Genomic DNA, 15,737 nt, shown 5'->3' with positions numbered 1-15,737 from the left:
TTCCATATTCCCCCCTATACCCCCGAGATGAACCCCATTGAGCAGATCTGGAGAGAGCTGCGCTGTCAGGGCTTTCGAAACGAGATTTTTTCGACGCTTGAGAACGTTGTCGAGCGTCTGTGCCGCACGATCAGAAATCTCACCGCTCAGACCATAAGGAGTATTACCGCAAGACAATGGATTGTTAGGTGCTTTAATTGAGAAATAGTATAAAATGCAGGATCTCGATCAGTTCGACCTTACGAGGCTCACGACGGTTTCAACATGGCACGTCTGTGGGAACATGTCGAAGACTTTGAGGCTGTCCATGTCGAGGGCGTAGCCGGCGTCGCGCAGGAGGGCGGCGTCGCGGGCGAGGGTGGCGGGGTTGCAGGAGATGTAGAGGACGCGCGGCACGCGGCTGGCGGCGATGGTCTCGATCAGGCTTTTGTCGCAGCCGGCGCGGGGCGGATCGACGACGACGCAGTCGATGCCTTCGAGATCGGCGGGAGCGACGACGTTTTCCGCCGCGCCCTGGACCACGGTCACGGTCAGCCCTTCGATCCGGTTGAACTCGCCGTTTTCCCGCGCCAGCGCGGCGGCGGAGGGCCATACTTCAACCGCCGTGACGGTCTTCGCTTTCCGGGACAGAAACGCCGTCAGCGCGCCGACACCGCAGTAGAGTTCAAGAAGGTTCTGACCTTCCACCAGGGTGGCGGCATACGCAAAGAGCTGTTCCGCCTGCTCCGAGTTCGCCTGGAAGAACGACGTGCCGTCGTAATCCAGCCTGAAGTTTCCCAGCCGCTCCGTCAGGCGGTCTTCGCCTTTGACGAGCACGGACTCTGCGCCGATGATGACGTTGCCCTCGTCGGGATTGACGTTGACGACAAGTCCGCGCAGTTCCGGAAAACGCTCTTTGAGATGATCGTAGAGCCGTTCGAGCGACTCGAGCGCGCCGCCCTCGGGACGGGCGGCGCCGACGAGGATCAGCAGGAGTTCCTCGCCGTCGCGGGCGCTGCGGATGACGACGTGCCGCAGCCAGCCGCTGTTGCTCTTTTCGTCGTAGCAGCAGAAGCGCCCGTAGTTGATCATGTTCTTGATAACAGCGTACAGCTTGTTGGCGCGGTCGCAGATAACGGGGCAGCGATCGACGGGAACGATCTCGTGCGAGCCGCGTTTGAAAAAGCCGATGTCGCCGGCGCGTCCCCTGGCGCGCACGGGAAAGGACGCTTTGTTGCGGTAGCGCCATTCGCTGCGGGACGGCACGCAGGGGATCTCGCCGTCGATCTCGAAGCCGCCGATGCGGCGCAGGGCGTCGGCGGCAAGCATCGCTTTGATCTGACACTGCAACGTGTACTCGGCGTGCTGAAGCTGGCAGCCGCCGCAGCTGCGGTACCAGCGACAGGGCGCTTCGCGGCGCTCCGGACTGGCTTCCACGACGCGCTCGACGCGCGCCTGAATGTAATTTTTCTTTTCCTGCCGCACGGCGATGACCGCCGTTTCCCCCGGCAGCGCCCCCTCCACGAACACGGTCCGCCCGTCGGCGGCACGCCCGATCCCCTGACCGGCGGAGTTCATTCTGTCGATATAAAGTTGTTCCATCGTGGGACCTCCCTCGTTCTCTTTTCTTTCGCCCATTATACCCGCTCCGTCGGGAATATTCTCCCGGCCGACGCGCGCACGGCACAAAAAATCCTCCGCCCGAAACAGAGCGGAGGATTTTCTACTTCTGCACCCGGAACTTACTGCATATGGGCGGGAGCGTCCTTGAACATGCTGTAACCTTCGTCGAAGGCCTTGGAATTCAATTCCTCCGTACCTCTGGGGACGCGGTCGAGCATGGCCTTGCGGACGGCTTCGGGCTTCATCATGCCCTCGAGTTCAAGCACGCGGGCGACCATGCCGAGAGCGACCATGTTGGTGACGATCTCGCGGCCGATCTTGTCGCGGGCCGTCTGGATGATGGGAAGCTGATAGATGTTCGCGTCCACCACCGGCACTTCCTCGACGGCAAAGCTGTCGAGAATCAAACGGCCGCCGTGCTTCACGTCGCCGGCGTACTTGTCGGCGGCGCCGCCGGTCAGACAGATCATCAGATCGGGATTGATGGGCTTGGGGTAATCGATGGGTTCGTCGGAAATCACGACCTCGGCCTTCGCCGAGCCGCCGCGGGCCGCGGGGCCGTAGCTCTGCGTCTGCACGGCGTAAAGGCCGTCGCAGAAAATGGAAGCGGCTTCGCCGGCCATGATGGCCGCGGTGATGACGCCCTGGCCGCCGGAACCGGCCAGACAAATTTCGAAACGTTTGGACATGGAAGCGCCTCCTACTTAGCCATAACGCGCTCAAGAAGAGCTTTGTACTGATCGGTGTACTCGGCGCGCTCGGTGTCGACGAACACGCCCGTCACGATCTTGCCCTGGAGTTCTTCGGGCGGCATCTCGGCGGCCTTCTTGGCGGGCACGAGATGCTGCTTGAGGTACTCGATGTTGACGATGGGAGTTTTCAGTTTGTTGTAGCGTCCGTACTGGGTATGGCAGAAACCGGACACTTCGACCACGGAGAAACCGTGATGTTTCACGGCCAGAGTGATCGTCTTTTCGACGTCGCGCGGATTGGCCACGCAGGTGCGGGCCACGAACGTGGCGCCGGCGCCGGCCGCCAGCTTGCAGATGTCGAAAGAAGGATCGGTGACGCCGTAAGGGGCCGTCTTGGCGATGGCGCCGACCGGCGTCGTCGGCGACATCTGGCCGCCGGTCATGCCGTAGATATTGTTGTTCATGACGATGGCGGTGATGTCGATGTTGCGGCGGCAGGCGTGGATAAAATGGTTTCCGCCGATGGCGCTGCAGTCGCCGTCGCCCATGACGTCGATCACGGTGAGCTGCGGCTTGGCCATCTTGATGCCGGTGGCGTAGGCCAGCGAACGACCGTGAGTGGTGTGCAGCGTGCAGGCGTTGACGTAGCCGGGAAGGCGGCTGGAGCAGCCGATGCCGGACGCGAAAACGGTCTGGGTTGGATCAAGCTTCAGATCGACGACGGCCCGCAGGAGCGCGTTGAGAATGATTCCGTGGCCGCAGCCGGGACACCACATATGAGGGAAAAAGCGAGGGCGCATCCATTCGAAGACTTCTTTGCTGGGCATCTTACTTGGCCTCCTCGACAATCTTGTTGAAAATTTCGGTGGGCTGGAAGAGCTCGCCGTCCACACGGTTCAGCGACACGACGCGGGCCTTGCCGTGAACGGCGCGCTCGACTTCGAGCACCATCTGACCGCAGTTCAGTTCGGGCACGATGATGGTCTTGACGCGGCGGGCCAGGCGCTCCAGTTCTTTGTCCGCAAACGGCCACAGAGTGATGGGGCGGAAATGTCCCACCTTGATGCCTTGGGCGCGGGCGTCGCGCACGGCGCGGACGCTGGAACGGGAGACGCTGCCATAGGACACGACGAGGATTTCCGCGTCTCCCGCTTCGACGGTGTCGAACTTGACGATGTCGTCGCGGAAACGGTCGATTTTGCGCATCAGACGGCGCATTTTCTTGTCGATGTCGCCCGGATCGGTCGTGGGGAATCCCCAATCGTTATGGGTCAGCCCCGTGACGTGCCAGCGGTATCCGTCGCCAAAGCCGGCCATGGGCGGAACGTCGTCTTCGGGATCGGCCTGATAGGGCACGAAGTGCTCCGGATCGACGGACGGTTTTTTGCGGTCGACGACCTTCAGATTCTCGGGATCGGGCACGACGAACTTTTCCCTCATGTGTCCGATCTCGGCGTCGCTCATGATAAGAACGGGCTGGCGAAAACGCTCCGCCAGGTTGAACGCCTCGACCGTGAGCGTATAGCACTCCTCCACCGAAGCGGGGGCCAGGGCGATCGTGCCGTGATCGCCATGCGTGCCCCAGCGGGCCTGCATGACGTCCTGCTGGGCACCCTGCGTGGGAAGTCCCGTGGAAGGGCCGCCGCGCATGACGTCGACGACAACCAGGGGAATTTCGGCTTCATAAGCCAGGCCCAGGTTTTCCTGCTTCAGCGTGAAGCCCGGGCCGGAACTGGCCGTCATGGACTTGACGCCGGCAATGGAAGCGCCGATGGCGCAGCCACAAGCGCCAAGCTCGTCTTCCATCTGCTGGAAGACGCCGCCGATCTTGGGCAGTTCGACCGCCATCGTCTCCATGACTTCCGTCGAGGGGGTGATCGGATACCCCGCGTAGAATTTGCATCCCGCCGCCAGCGCGCCAAACGCGACGGCTTCGTTGCCCTGCCAGAATTTGATCTCAGCCATTATTTCGTCCCATCCTCTCGCACAGTGATCGCAAGATCGGGGCAGATATTTTCGCATGATCTGCAACCGATGCACTCTTCCGGATGTACAGCCTCGGACTTCACTCTGTCGTTCAGGGCAAGAACCTTCTTGGGGCAAACGGAAACGCATAGACTGCATCCTTTGCACCAAGTTTTGTTGATAGATACGTCGAACTTCTTGGCCAACACCTTCACCTCCAGAAAAATAAAAAAACTTCCCCCACGTGCAACGAAAAAACAGAAATCTATAAAGAACGGCCGAGGCCGGGCTCGCGCAGATAGCGAGCTCTCAGCTCGTCCGGCTTTATACTTGTACGGAGACGCTCCAGCGCCAGCGCCGCGTGCGACGCGCCGCTCGGGTTTGCGATGTATTGTACCCCCTCGCGAGGCGGCGAGGCAAACAAGCGCGCATCTTTCACCGACCACATTTCAAAATCACGCGAAATCTCATGCAGTTCCGATAAAAGCTCCTCGTACGCGCGTTCTTTTTGGGCCAGCACGGGACGACCGTCCCTGTACGCGCTGGAAAAAGCCCGCTCGCGCGACGCGGCGATCAGCGGCGCCTTCACGCCGCGATTCCAGCCCGGGCAGGAACGAAGCACCGCCTCCAAGCTGCACAGCGGCACGATGCCGATGCCGAGGGCGAAGGCCAGGCCGGCGGCGTAGGCCATGCCGATGCGGATGCCGGTAAAATAGCCGGGACCGACCGTCACGGCGACGCACGTCACGTCCCGAACTTTCAGCCCGTGTCCGGCCAGCAGTTCCGCCGCCAGCAGGGGCAGACGGGCCGCCTGTTCGCGGCCAAGGTCGAGATTGCACTCGCCGGCGATCTTTCCGCCGACGGCCAGTCCCAGGCAGGACCAGCGGTTGGAACAATCAATGGATAAGAGGACGTCGCTCATGAACACGCCTTCTCCAGCTGCGCCAAAGCGCTCCGCGCCGTCTCGCCCGCAGCGGCGACGCGGAAGCGGCGTTTTTCGCCCGCGGCAGACATCTCGCAGCGCCAGACGTCTTCGAAATCGTCTCGGGCGAGGCGTTCCGGCCATTCGACGATCAGCACCCAGCCGCTGTCGAGATACTCGTCAAAGCCCAATTCCCGGCCGTCGACGCGTTCCAGACGGTACAGGTCGGCATGCGCGACCGGGATCCGCGCCCGCGCGTATTCGTTGACCAACGCGAAAGACGGACTGCAGGTCCGCTTCCAGCCCAGCGCTCGGCACAGCTCGCGCACCAGCGTCGTCTTGCCGGCGCCCAGCTCCCCCGCCATCAGCAGCGTCATGGCGGGACGCAGGACGGCGGCGATTTTTTCTCCCAACGCCCGCGTATCGTCAAGTCCGTCGAGCGAAAAACAGCTTCGTCCGTCCGGTTCTTTTTTTACCGTCAGCACGCTCCGTTCAGCTCCTTCAAAACCGCCGGCAGGCGATCGGCCACTTCGTGAGCCAGCATACCGTCCCGTCCCCGCGTACGGCCCAGGGTCTCTCCGGCCGCGCCGTGGCACCAGGCCCCCAACGCCAGCGCCTTTTCCTCGGGAACTCCCGCGGCCAGCAGGGCCGCGCAGGCCCCCGCCAGCACGTCGCCCGACCCCGGCACGGCCAACGTCCGATCCCCGCGCGGCACGATCCACGGCGTCTGCTCCGGAGCGACGACAAGCGAGCGGTACCCTTTCAAGAGCACGGGGCCGCAACGTCGCGCCAAAGCTCCCGCCACCTCGAAGCGATCCCGCACGGGAGCTCGCCCGCCGAGGAGCGCCGCCGCTTCGCCCTCGTGAGGCGTCAGACAGCACCGCGCGGGGCTTATATCATCTTCGCCCAGCCAATACAGGCCGTCGCCGTCCCACAGGGACGGGCCGTTCCATTGCGCGCCGATCCGGCACAGTTCGCGGGCGCGGTCGTCGCGGTCGAGCCCCGAACCGATCAGAAGCGCTGTGCAGCGGGGGCGCCATTTCCGCATGACCGCCTCAAGAGAACCCGGAGTGCCCAGCGGTTCAGAGATCGCTTCCGGGAGCGATACTGCGAGAGCGTTCAGAACTTCCGGAACCGAAGCCAGCACCGCCAGCCCCGCGCCGGCGCGCAGAGCGCCGCGCGCCGCCAGAAGAGCCGCGCCGCGGTAGCGTTTTGATCCGGCGACGATCAGCACGCCGCCGCGGCGGCCTTTGTGGTCGTCGATCCGGCGGCGGGGAAGGAAATTTCGCACGTCGCGCTCTTCCAGCTCCAGCGCATCGGGAACTCCCAGCAGCGGCGCGGCGTTCTCGTCCAGAGGGATCAGGATCGTCTCCCCCGCCAAGGCCGCGCCGCGCCCCGTCGCCATCGACAGTTTCCGGCCGCCGGCCGTGCAGGTCCACTGCGCTTCGACGCCCTCGCCGCCTTCCGCGCCGCTGGGGATGTCTACCGCCAGCACACGACGGCCAAAGCGGCAGCGATTGAGCGCCGCGATCAGACGGGCGGTCTCGCCGCGGGGCGCGCCCGCCACGCCGGTGCCCAGAAGCGCGTCGACGACAAGATCGTGCGAATTCAACAGCTCCGTCAGCGCCGTTTCGTCAAGGGTGCGGCTTTCAACGACCGGCACCGCCATCTTCCCGAGCCTCGTCAGATTGACGGCGGCGTCGCCCTGGGAACGGGAGGCCTCGTGGCTGAGAAGCACCGTCGCTTTCCAGCCTCGTTCCATCAAAAGCCGGGTGACCACGAAGCCGTCGCCGCCGTTGTTCCCGGCGCCCGCCAAAATCAACGCTGAATGAGCGAGCGGCTGTTTCAGGATAAAATCGACAATGCCGCGGCCGACGCGCTCCATCAGTTCCAGGCCCGACAGGCCGGATTCGATCAGCCGCGCGTCAAGGACTCTCACTTTTCCGTTCGCGTACCACGGGATCACGGCCATCAGACTCCTTCCGTCTCGTAGATCACCACGGCGGCCGCGATGCCACCGTCATGGCTGAGCGAAAGATGAAAACGCGCCCGGCGGTACGGCTCCAGCGCCGGCGTCTGCGGATCGAGAACAAGAAAAGGCCGCCCTTCCGCGTCGTGACGCACGCTCACGCTGTGAAGCCCCAGCTTTGCCAAGCCCAAACCGGTCGCTTTGGCAAAGGCCTCCTTCGCCGCGTACGCCACGGCAAGATGACAGGCGCGCGATTTTTTCCCCGCCGCGTAAGACAACTCCGCTTCGGTAAAAACTCTTCGACAAAAAGCTTCGCTCTCGCAGGCTTCCCGCATGCGCTCCACGCCGCAGAGATCCATTCCGACACCGGCAATCATGTTTTCACCGCCTTATACTATACCGCTCCGCACTATTTTACAACAGTTTCAACTTTAAAAAAATCAAATTGGAACTGTATTAGAATCATCAAGACAGAAATTCAATCTATATTTTTCTCTACAAAAAAAGAGCACCTTGAAAAGATGCTCTCGAAACCATGGTGGGTGATACAAGAATCGAACTTGTGACCTCTTCCGTGTCAGGGAAGCGCTCTTCCTCTGAGCTAATCACCCGATGACGCCGAACATGAGGAATTCTACTCTCTCCGCCCGCGTCTGTCAACCCTGAAAAGCGTCTTCCGCCCCGCAGGGCTCGCCTATTCTCGCCTCCATAAAGTATAATAGCCTCGGCACAAAGATCAGCGCCCGCATGAAACGCGAGGCGAACGACCTGACATCGGAAGGGAGACACTTATGAAAAGAACGATTCTCGTAGTGCTGGCGGCGTTGTTTTCGGCCATGCCTTTTGCGACAGGCGGGACACGAGCGGGAGCTCTCGCGACGAAAAACGAAGGAGCGGACATGAAAAATCTGAAAGAGATCTACTTCGCAGGCGGCTGTTTTTGGGGCGTTGAAGAATATTTTTCGCGCATTCCCGGCGTGAGCGACGCCGTGTCGGGATACGCCAACGGGCACACGGCAAATCCGACCTACCGGGAAGTCTGCTCCGGGAACACCGGGCACGCCGAGACCGTGCGCGTCAGTTACGACCCGCGGCTCGTCAGTCTGGAAACGCTGACGGAACAGTTTTTCGCGATCATCGACCCGACCGTTCGCGACCGGCAGGGAAACGACGTCGGCCGCCAGTACCGCACGGGCGTGTATTACGCCGACACCGCAGACCGCGAGATCCTCGAGCGTCTTTTCGCCGCCGAGCAAAAGAAGCACGAACAAAAACTCGCTACGGAACTGCTGCCGCTGGAAAACTTCTCCGCGGCCGAGGAGTATCATCAGGATTATCTGAAAAAGAACCCCGGCGGATATTGCCACGTCGACTTCAGCACGCTCAACGGACTGAAAGCGAAAGCGCCGCTCGCGCCCGAAAGGAAATACGTCAAGCCGTCCGCCGCCGAGCTCAGGAAAAAACTGACGCCGGCCCAGTACGCCGTGACGCAGGAAGCCGCCACGGAACGCCCGTTCGCCAACGAATATTTCGACAACCGCGAATCGGGGCTGTACGTCGACGTCGTCACCGGCGAACCGCTCTTCTCGTCCGAAGCGAAGTTCGATTCCGGCTGCGGCTGGCCCAGCTTTTCGAAACCGATCGAGCCGGCTGTCGTCGTCGAACGTCACGACGGCAGTTACGGCATGAGCCGGACCGAGGTGCGCAGCCAAAGCGGCGACAGCCATCTGGGGCACGTTTTCGACGACGGTCCCAAGGAAAAAGGCGGGCTGCGCTACTGCATCAACAGTGCGGCGCTGCGTTTCATCCCCTACGACAAGCTGGACGAAGAAGGCTACGGCGAGTTCAAGCATCTTTGCGAAAGCTACGACAAACGCTAGCCCGCAGCGCGCCGGAAAACCGCGTCGCAAAAAAACGCCGGAGGGCGGAGAACATGCGACGTTCTCCGCCCTCCGGCGTTTTTATCGGCGCGATTTCTCGAACGCGGCGGCGCCTTCCCTGGCCTTTTCGACCGTGGCCGCGAGCGCCTCGACGAAGGCGCTTTTGAATCCCGCGCGCTGGAGGGCGCGCAGCCCGGCGATGGTCGTGCCGCCGGGAGTGCAGACGGAATCCTTGAGCGCGGCGGGATGAACGTTCTTCTGCCGCGCCAGTTCGGCGGCGCCGATCAGCGTCGCCGCGCCGGCGCGCAGCGACAGATCGCTTTTCATGCCCACGGCCAGACCGCCCTGGATAAATCCTTCCAGCAGTTCCAGCACATAGGCGATCGCCGAGCCGGAAAGGCAGACGACGCCGTCCAGATCCTTTTCGGACACTTCTACGACGTCGCCGAAGAGCGCGCAGAGCCCGCGAACTTCCTCGAAGTCGCCGTCGCTCCAGTCGCCGCGGACGATGCCGGTAAATCCGGCCCCGACGGCGGAAGCGATGTTCGGCATCACGCGCCCCCAGCGGGCGTTCGGCGCCGCTTTCTTCAGCAATTCCAGGCTGACCAGCGCCGCGCAGGAAACCAGCGCGCGCCCGGCCAGCACGGCCGCGTTTTCCGCGCAGTAGCTTTCGATCAACCACGGTTTCAACGCGACGAACACGGGGCCGCGCGCCAGCGGCGCAGCCTCGGCCAAAGCGGCGACCGTTTCGACGCCGTCGCCGCTCAGCGCGTCGAAATTCGCTCCCCGGCGCTGGACCACCACGGGCCTGACGCCGGCGCGGAACAGCCCGCGCGCTACGGCGCCGCCCAGATTGCCGCCGCCGATGACGATCGGGCGAAGTTCTTTTACGTTCATGACACACGCCTCCCAGCAAAATTCATTCAGGCGCTCTCGCGCCGCAGCCATACAGACGCACCCACTCGAACATGCCCAGCGCCGCCGCGACGCCGGCGTTGAGGCTGCCGGTGCGTCCCGCCATGGGAAAACTGACGAGCTTATCGCAGTTTTTCGCCGTCAGCGCCGAGATGCCGTCGCCTTCGGAACCGACGACGAGCGCCAGCCGTTCGGGCAGCGCGCTGCTCCACACGGTCTCGTCGGTACGGTGATCCAGCCCCACGACCCAGAAGCCTTTGTGCTTGAGGCGTTCCACGGTGCGGCCGACGTTGATCACCCGCGCCACGGGCAAACGGAAGGCGGCGCCGGCGCTGGTCTTGACGACCGTGCCGTTGACGGTCGCCGAGCGGTCGTTCTGGCAGACGACGCAGGCGGCTCCGGCCACTTCGGCCGTGCGGATCACCGCGCCGAGGTTGTGAGGATCCTGGCAGTGATCGAGCAGCACGACCAGCGCCGGCGCCTGGGGATCCAGCGCGTCGACGACGTCGTCGAGATCGGCCGGCGGGATCGGCGCCACGCGGGCCGCTACGCCCTGATGGACCGCGCCGCCGGTCAGCCGCTCCAGCTCGTCCCGCTCCGTCAGGTCCAGCGGGATCCGCCGGTCGGCGCAGAGGCACGTCACCGTGTCGCGGAACTCGTCCTGCGCGCCCGCCAGCAAAAAGACCTTGCGGCACAGCTCAGGCCGGTTTTGCAGCAGCGTCAGGACGGGATTGCGCCCCCAACAGAGATCTTCGGAACCGGACGGCGCGGCGCGCTTCGGCCGGGGCCGGCGTTCGGGAAACGGACGACCGCCGGGATTCTTCCATGCCTGACGGGGCGCGAAGTCCTTTTTACCGCCGGGACGCGCAGAACGCCCCAAGCCCCCGCGGCCGTCTCTCCTGCCGCGATTATTTTTTTCGGCGGGCCGTTCCATCGCTCTTCACCTTCCCGTTCTTCTCAAAAACATGAAGATATTCCCGGATCGCTTCAGCCGTGTAGCCCCTGCCGCGCTCGGCCAGCTCCCGCGGCGTGCCGCAGTCGACCAGCCGTCCGCCGGCGCTGCCGCCTTCGGGGCCGAGGTCGATCACGTAATCGCTGGAACAGATGATGTCCATGTTGTGCTCGATGAGCAGCACCGAGTTGCCCTGCTCGACCAGAGCGTGAAGGATGCGCAGCAGACGGGCCACGTCGGGATAGAAAAGCCCGGTCGACGGCTCGTCGAGCAGGTAGAGCGTGCTGCCGCCGAAGCGTTTGCTCAGCTCCTTGGCCAATTTGACGCGCTGGGCTTCGCCGCCGCTGAGCGTCAGCGCCGACTGGCCAAGATGGATGTAGCCCAGACCGGCGCGCTGCAGGAATTCGAGCTTGCGCGCGATCCTGGGCAGATCCTTGAAAAGCTCCATGGCCTCGTCGACCGACAGGTTGAGCACGTCGGCGATGCTGTGCCCCTTGAACTTCACTTCCAGCGTCTCGCGGTTGTAGCGCGTGCCGTGGCAGACGTCGCACTCCACGTACACGTCGGGCATGAAGAGCATGGAGACGCGCCGCTCGCCCGCGCCGCCGCAGGCTTCGCAGCGTCCGCCCTTGACGTTGAAGCTGAAGCGCCCGCTGGCGTAGCCGCGTAGTTTTGCCTCGGGCAGCTGCGAATACAGCTCGCGGATCGCCGAGAAGACGCCGGTATAGGTGGCCGGATTGGAGCGCGGCGTGCGGCCGATCGGGCTTTGATCGACCATGGCCACGTTCTTCAGCTGTTCCCAGCCGAGGATGTCCTTGTGCCGTCCGGGACGGTCGCGGTAATCGGCGTCCAGCTTGCGGCGCAGGCCGCGGTACAGCACGTCGTACATCAGCGAGCTTTTGCCCGAGCCGGAGACGCCGGTGAGACAGACCAGAGAGTTCAGCGGGATAGAAATATCGACACCTTTCAAGTTGTGTTCGGCCGCGCCGAGAATTTCAAGACGCTCTTTAGGGAGCGTCAAACGCTCCGAACGCACCATGCCGCACCGGTCGCCTCGCAGATACGGGCCGGTCAGAGAATTCGTCTTTCGGAACTCGTCCGCCGCGCCGCGCTGGACCACTTCGCCTCCGTAGCTGCCCGCTCCGGGGCCGATCTCGACGATGTAATCGGCGGCCAGCATCGTGTCGCGGTCGTGTTCCACCACGATCACGGTGTTGTCCATGTCGCGCACCGACTTCAGCGCGCCGATCAGCTTGCCGGTATCGCGGCTGTGCAGGCCGATGGTCGGCTCGTCGAGCACGTACATGACGCCCGACAGCTTCGAGCCGATCTGCGTCGCCAGCCGGATGCGCTGGCTCTCGCCGCCGCTCAGCGTGTCGGCGCGGCGCTTCAGCGTCAGGTACCCGACGCCGACTTCCACGAGGAAACTGAGGCGCTTTTCCAGCTCGACGATGACCTGGCTGATGACTTCGTTCTGGATGGGATCGTTCTGGTGCTGTTTGACGATCTCGTAAAAATCGCCAACGGGCAGCGAGGTCAGCTCGTCGATGTTCTTTCCCCAGAAGCGCACCGACAGCGCCTCGGGACGCAGGCGCGTGCCGTGGCAGGTCCGGCATTCGTCCTCGGTGCGGTAGCGTTCCAGCTCCTCGGCGGTCGCCTCCGACTCGGTGCTGTCGTAATAGCGCTGCAGCCACGGCAGCAGCCCTTCGTAACGTCCCTGATACTCCGACACCTCGCCGCCGCGCTCGAACTGCAGCGGCATACGTACGTCGGAGCCGTACAGCAGGATCTGTCGCTGCGCTTCCGGAAGTTCTTTGTAGGGGGCGTCGAGATCCAGCTTCACCTTTTTCGCCAGCTCCTCGAGACGGTACATCATGTACTGCCTGCCGCGGAACGGCAGCAGCGCCCCGCCGCGCACGGAGAGGTCGGGATTGACCGCCAGTTCTTCGGAAAAATGGCTGTGGCTGCCCAGCCCTGAGCAGTCGGGACAGGCTCCCATCGGGTTGTTGAAGGAGAACAGCGCCGGCTGGATGTCGGGCAGCGAGATATCGCAGTCGGGGCAGACGAAGCGTTCCGTCAGCATGTCTTCCGATCCGTCGGCGGCGATGATCACAAAGCCCTCGCCGAGCTGCAGGGCCGTCTGTACGGCTTCGGCCATGCGGCCTTTGCGGTCGGGCTGCACCGACATGCGGTCGACGACCACTTCGACGCTGTGTTTTTTGTTCTTGTCCAGAGGGATCTCTTCTTCCAGCCAGAGGACTTCGCCGTCGACGCGCACGCGCATGAAGCCTTTCTTGCGCAGCGCCGCGAAGACGTTCTTGAACTCGCCCTTCTTGGCGCGCACGACCGGGGCGAGCACTTCGAGCCGGGCGCCGCCGTGCTGGCGGTAAATGCGGTCGACGATCTCGTCCACGGAATACTTGTGGACGGGCTTGCCGCACCGGGGGCAGTACGGCGTGCCGGCGCGGGCGAACAGCAGGCGCAGGTAGTCGTAGATCTCGGTGACGGTGCCGACGGTGGAGCGGGGGTTGTGGGAGGTCCCTTTCTGTTCGATGGAAATGGCGGGCGACAGCCCTTCGATGTCGTCCACGTCGGGTTTTTTCTGCACGCCCAGAAACTGACGCGCGTAGGACGACAGCGATTCCACGTAGCGGCGCTGGCCTTCGGCGTAGAGCGTGTCGAACGCCAGCGAACTTTTTCCCGACCCCGAGGGGCCGGTGATGACGACGAGTTTGTTCTTGGGGATTTCCAGAGAGACGCCCTTGAGGTTATGCTCTCTTGCGTTTCTTATAACGATTTCCTGACGCGGCACGGAGACCGGTTCCTCCTTCTTCTTCGCCGAACCCGCCTTGGGGAGTCCGGCCTTCTTCCATGGCCTGGATCATGTCGCGGATCCGGGCGGCCTTTTCGAACTGGAGCTTTTCCACGGCCTCCCACATGAGCTTTTCGAGAGCCTCGTTGTCCATGTGCTCGATGCGCTGCTGCGCCCGCTTGTTCTTCGCTTCGGGCGCGGCCTCGAACTCCACCTCGGGCAGCATGCGTTCGATGGATTTGCGGATCGTCCGCGGCACGATATGATGTTCTTCGTTGTACTTCAGCTGCGCCTCGCGGCGGCGCCTCGACTCGCTCACGGCCTCGCGGATGCTGTCGGTCACCTCGTCGGCGTAGAGGATCACGCGCGAATCGACGTTGCGCGCCGCGCGTCCCATCACCTGCACGAGCGAGCGGTAGGAGCGCAGGAACCCCTCGCGGTCGGCGTCGAGGATCGCCACGAGCGTCACCTCGGGCATGTCGATGCCCTCGCGCAGCAGGTTGACGCCGATCAGCACCTCGATGTCACCGCTGCGGAGGCGGTTGATCTCCTCGGCGCGCTCGAAGGCGTTCAGTTCGGAATGAATATATTCGGACTTGACGCGCAGCGTGCTCATGTATCCGGCCAGCTCTTCGGCGCCTTTTTTGGTGAGCGTGGTGACAAGGCAGCGTCCGCCCGCAGCACGGACTTTCTGGATCTCGGCCAGCAAGTCGTCGATCTGTCCCGTCGCTTTGCGGATCTCCACTTCGGGGTCGGCGATGCCGGTGGGGCGGATCAGCTGCTCGACGACGCGCTTCGAATGCTCCACTTCCCAGTCGCCGGGCGTGGCGGAGCAGCAGACGACGCGCTGCATGTAATGTTCGAACTCATGCCATTTGAGCGGCCGGTTGTCGAGGCACGACGGCAGGCGGAAGCCGTGCTCCACCAGCACTTCCTTGCGGGCGCGGTCGCCGTTGAACATGCCGCGCACCTGCGGCAGGGTGATATGCGATTCGTCCACGACCATCAAAAAGTCAGGAGGAAAAAAGTCAAGCAGCGTGCCTGGCTGTTCGCCCTCGGCGCGGCCGTCGAGATAGCGCGAATAGTTTTCGATGCCGGAGCAGTAACCGGCCTCGGCCAGCATTTCCATGTCGTAGCGGGTGCGGCTGCCGAGGCGTTCGGCCTCGAGATATTTGCCCTCGGACTTGAAGCGGCCGACTTGCAGTTCCAGCTCGCGCTTGATCTTGTCCATCGATTCGGCGATCGCGCCGTCGCTGGTGACGTAATGCTGCGCCGGGAAGACCGAGACGTGCTGTTTGCGGGCGATGGAATGCCCGCTGACGGGATCGACCTCCTCGATGGATTCCAGCTCGTCGTCGAAGAAGGAAAAGCGCAGCGTGGCGTCGCTGTACACGGGATAGACTTCCAGCACGTCGCCGCGCACGCGGTATTTGCCGGGCTGCAGGTCGAAGTCGTTGCGCTCGTAATAGGCTTTCATCAACGCTTCCTGGAAGTTGCGCCGGTTCCAGCGCTCGCCCACGGCGAAGCTGACGATCGCGTCTTCGTAGTTCTTGCGCTTGCCCATGCCGTAGATGCAGGAGACCGACGCCACCACGATCACGTCGCGGCGTTCGATCAGCGACTTGGTGGTGGCGAGCCGCATGCGCTCGATCTGGGTGTTGATGGAAGCGTCTTTTTCGATGAACGTGTCCGAGCTCGGGATGTAGGCCTCGGGCTGGTAGTAATCGTAATAGCTCACGTAATAGTGCACGGCGTTCTCGGGGAAAAATCGTTTGAACTCGCTGAACAACTGCGCCGCAAGGGTTTTGTTGTGCGCCAGCACCAGCGTGGGGCGGTTATACTGCGCCACGACGTTGGCGACGGTGAACGTCTTGCCGCTGCCCGTCACACCCATCAGCGTCGAGCATTTCTCGCCGCGCTCCAGGCCTTCGAGCAGCGAATCGATGGCCTGCGGCTGATCGCCCGACGGCGGCCAGGGCGCGCGCAGTTTGAATTTTTCAGTCTCCATGATCGGACCTCCACGAGACA

General features: G+C 63.2%; 14 protein-coding genes, 1 tRNA gene and 1 pseudogene. 2 read left to right on the top strand and 14 right to left on the bottom strand.

Annotation, left to right across the window (positions count from 1 at the left end; genetic code table 11):
• Positions 1 to 201: pseudogene (locus tag D7D26_RS12515) on the top strand (hypothetical protein); the annotation flags it as partial.
• Positions 202 to 228: 27 nt separating this feature from the next.
• On the opposite strand, the gene rlmD reads toward D7D26_RS12515, so the two are convergent.
• The 10 genes from rlmD to D7D26_RS00855 form a co-directional block, all read right to left on the bottom strand.
• Positions 229 to 1,581 (bottom strand): 23S rRNA (uracil(1939)-C(5))-methyltransferase RlmD, encoded by a 1,353-nt coding sequence (gene rlmD / locus D7D26_RS00900; RefSeq protein WP_233543417.1) that lies wholly within the window; start codon positions 1,579 to 1,581, stop codon positions 229 to 231.
• Positions 1,582 to 1,721: 140 nt separating this feature from the next.
• On the bottom strand, positions 1,722 to 2,291 hold the full coding sequence (locus D7D26_RS00895; RefSeq protein WP_120371664.1) for a 2-oxoacid:acceptor oxidoreductase family protein: 570 nt from the start codon (positions 2,289 to 2,291) through the stop codon (positions 1,722 to 1,724).
• 11 nt (positions 2,292 to 2,302) lie between these two features.
• Positions 2,303 to 3,121, bottom strand: coding sequence for a 2-oxoacid:ferredoxin oxidoreductase subunit beta (locus tag D7D26_RS00890; protein WP_078015083.1), 819 nt, complete (start codon positions 3,119 to 3,121; stop codon positions 2,303 to 2,305).
• A gap of 1 nt (position 3,122) precedes the next feature.
• Positions 3,123 to 4,259, bottom strand: coding sequence for a 2-oxoacid:acceptor oxidoreductase subunit alpha (locus tag D7D26_RS00885; RefSeq protein ID WP_120371663.1), 1,137 nt, complete (start codon positions 4,257 to 4,259; stop codon positions 3,123 to 3,125).
• Positions 4,259 to 4,465, bottom strand: a complete 207-nt coding sequence (locus D7D26_RS00880; RefSeq protein ID WP_120371662.1) for a 4Fe-4S binding protein — start codon at positions 4,463 to 4,465, stop codon at positions 4,259 to 4,261. Before D7D26_RS00880 ends, D7D26_RS00885 begins: the two co-directional genes overlap by 1 nt.
• Before the next feature lie 59 nt (positions 4,466 to 4,524).
• Positions 4,525 to 5,181 (bottom strand): tRNA (adenosine(37)-N6)-threonylcarbamoyltransferase complex dimerization subunit type 1 TsaB, encoded by a 657-nt coding sequence (gene tsaB / locus D7D26_RS00875; RefSeq protein ID WP_120371661.1) that lies wholly within the window; start codon positions 5,179 to 5,181, stop codon positions 4,525 to 4,527.
• Positions 5,178 to 5,666, bottom strand: a complete 489-nt coding sequence (gene tsaE / locus D7D26_RS00870) for a tRNA (adenosine(37)-N6)-threonylcarbamoyltransferase complex ATPase subunit type 1 TsaE (RefSeq protein WP_120371660.1) — start codon at positions 5,664 to 5,666, stop codon at positions 5,178 to 5,180. The genes tsaB and tsaE overlap by 4 nt, the downstream gene beginning before the upstream one ends.
• The gene (locus D7D26_RS00865) at positions 5,660 to 7,147 is read right to left on the bottom strand and encodes an NAD(P)H-hydrate dehydratase (protein ID WP_158606211.1); all 1,488 of its coding nucleotides are present in this window, start codon (positions 7,145 to 7,147) and stop codon (positions 5,660 to 5,662) included. Before D7D26_RS00865 ends, tsaE begins: the two co-directional genes overlap by 7 nt.
• 5 nt (positions 7,148 to 7,152) lie before the next feature.
• Complete coding sequence (acpS, locus tag D7D26_RS00860) at positions 7,153 to 7,527, bottom strand: holo-ACP synthase (RefSeq protein ID WP_120371658.1); 375 nt, start codon at positions 7,525 to 7,527, stop codon at positions 7,153 to 7,155.
• A gap of 159 nt (positions 7,528 to 7,686) precedes the next feature.
• A tRNA-Val gene (locus D7D26_RS00855) sits at positions 7,687 to 7,761 on the bottom strand.
• A gap of 288 nt (positions 7,762 to 8,049) precedes the next feature.
• On the opposite strand from D7D26_RS00855, the gene msrB reads away from it, so the two are divergent.
• Positions 8,050 to 9,030: a peptide-methionine (R)-S-oxide reductase MsrB gene (gene msrB, locus D7D26_RS12835; protein ID WP_233543416.1), complete on the top strand. Its 981-nt coding sequence runs from the start codon at positions 8,050 to 8,052 to the stop codon at positions 9,028 to 9,030.
• An 81-nt stretch (positions 9,031 to 9,111) separates the two neighbouring features.
• On the opposite strand, the gene D7D26_RS00845 is transcribed toward msrB, so the two are convergent.
• Genes D7D26_RS00845 through uvrB form a run of 4 tightly spaced genes read right to left on the bottom strand, consistent with a single transcriptional unit; the run spans position 9,112 to position 15,717 of the window.
• The gene (locus D7D26_RS00845; RefSeq protein WP_120371656.1) at positions 9,112 to 9,927 is read right to left on the bottom strand and encodes a pyrroline-5-carboxylate reductase family protein; all 816 of its coding nucleotides are present in this window, start codon (positions 9,925 to 9,927) and stop codon (positions 9,112 to 9,114) included.
• Positions 9,928 to 9,949: 22 nt separating this feature from the next.
• Complete coding sequence (gene rlmB / locus D7D26_RS00840; protein ID WP_233543415.1) at positions 9,950 to 10,825, bottom strand: 23S rRNA (guanosine(2251)-2'-O)-methyltransferase RlmB; 876 nt, start codon at positions 10,823 to 10,825, stop codon at positions 9,950 to 9,952.
• A 28-nt stretch (positions 10,826 to 10,853) separates the two neighbouring features.
• Positions 10,854 to 13,709, bottom strand: coding sequence for an excinuclease ABC subunit UvrA (uvrA, locus tag D7D26_RS00835; protein WP_120371654.1), 2,856 nt, complete (start codon positions 13,707 to 13,709; stop codon positions 10,854 to 10,856).
• Positions 13,666 to 15,717, bottom strand: a complete 2,052-nt coding sequence (gene uvrB, locus D7D26_RS00830; RefSeq protein ID WP_120371666.1) for an excinuclease ABC subunit UvrB — start codon at positions 15,715 to 15,717, stop codon at positions 13,666 to 13,668. The genes uvrA and uvrB overlap by 44 nt, the downstream gene beginning before the upstream one ends.
• Positions 15,718 to 15,737: the final 20 nt, after the last annotated feature.

Origin of the sequence: Pyramidobacter sp. CG50-2, assembly GCF_003612005.1 — a bacterium.
In the GTDB taxonomy this organism is placed as follows: Bacteria; Synergistota; Synergistia; order Synergistales; family Dethiosulfovibrionaceae; genus Pyramidobacter.
Note: the sequence above shows the minus strand (reverse complement) of the source record. Positions and strands in the feature narration are given on the sequence as shown.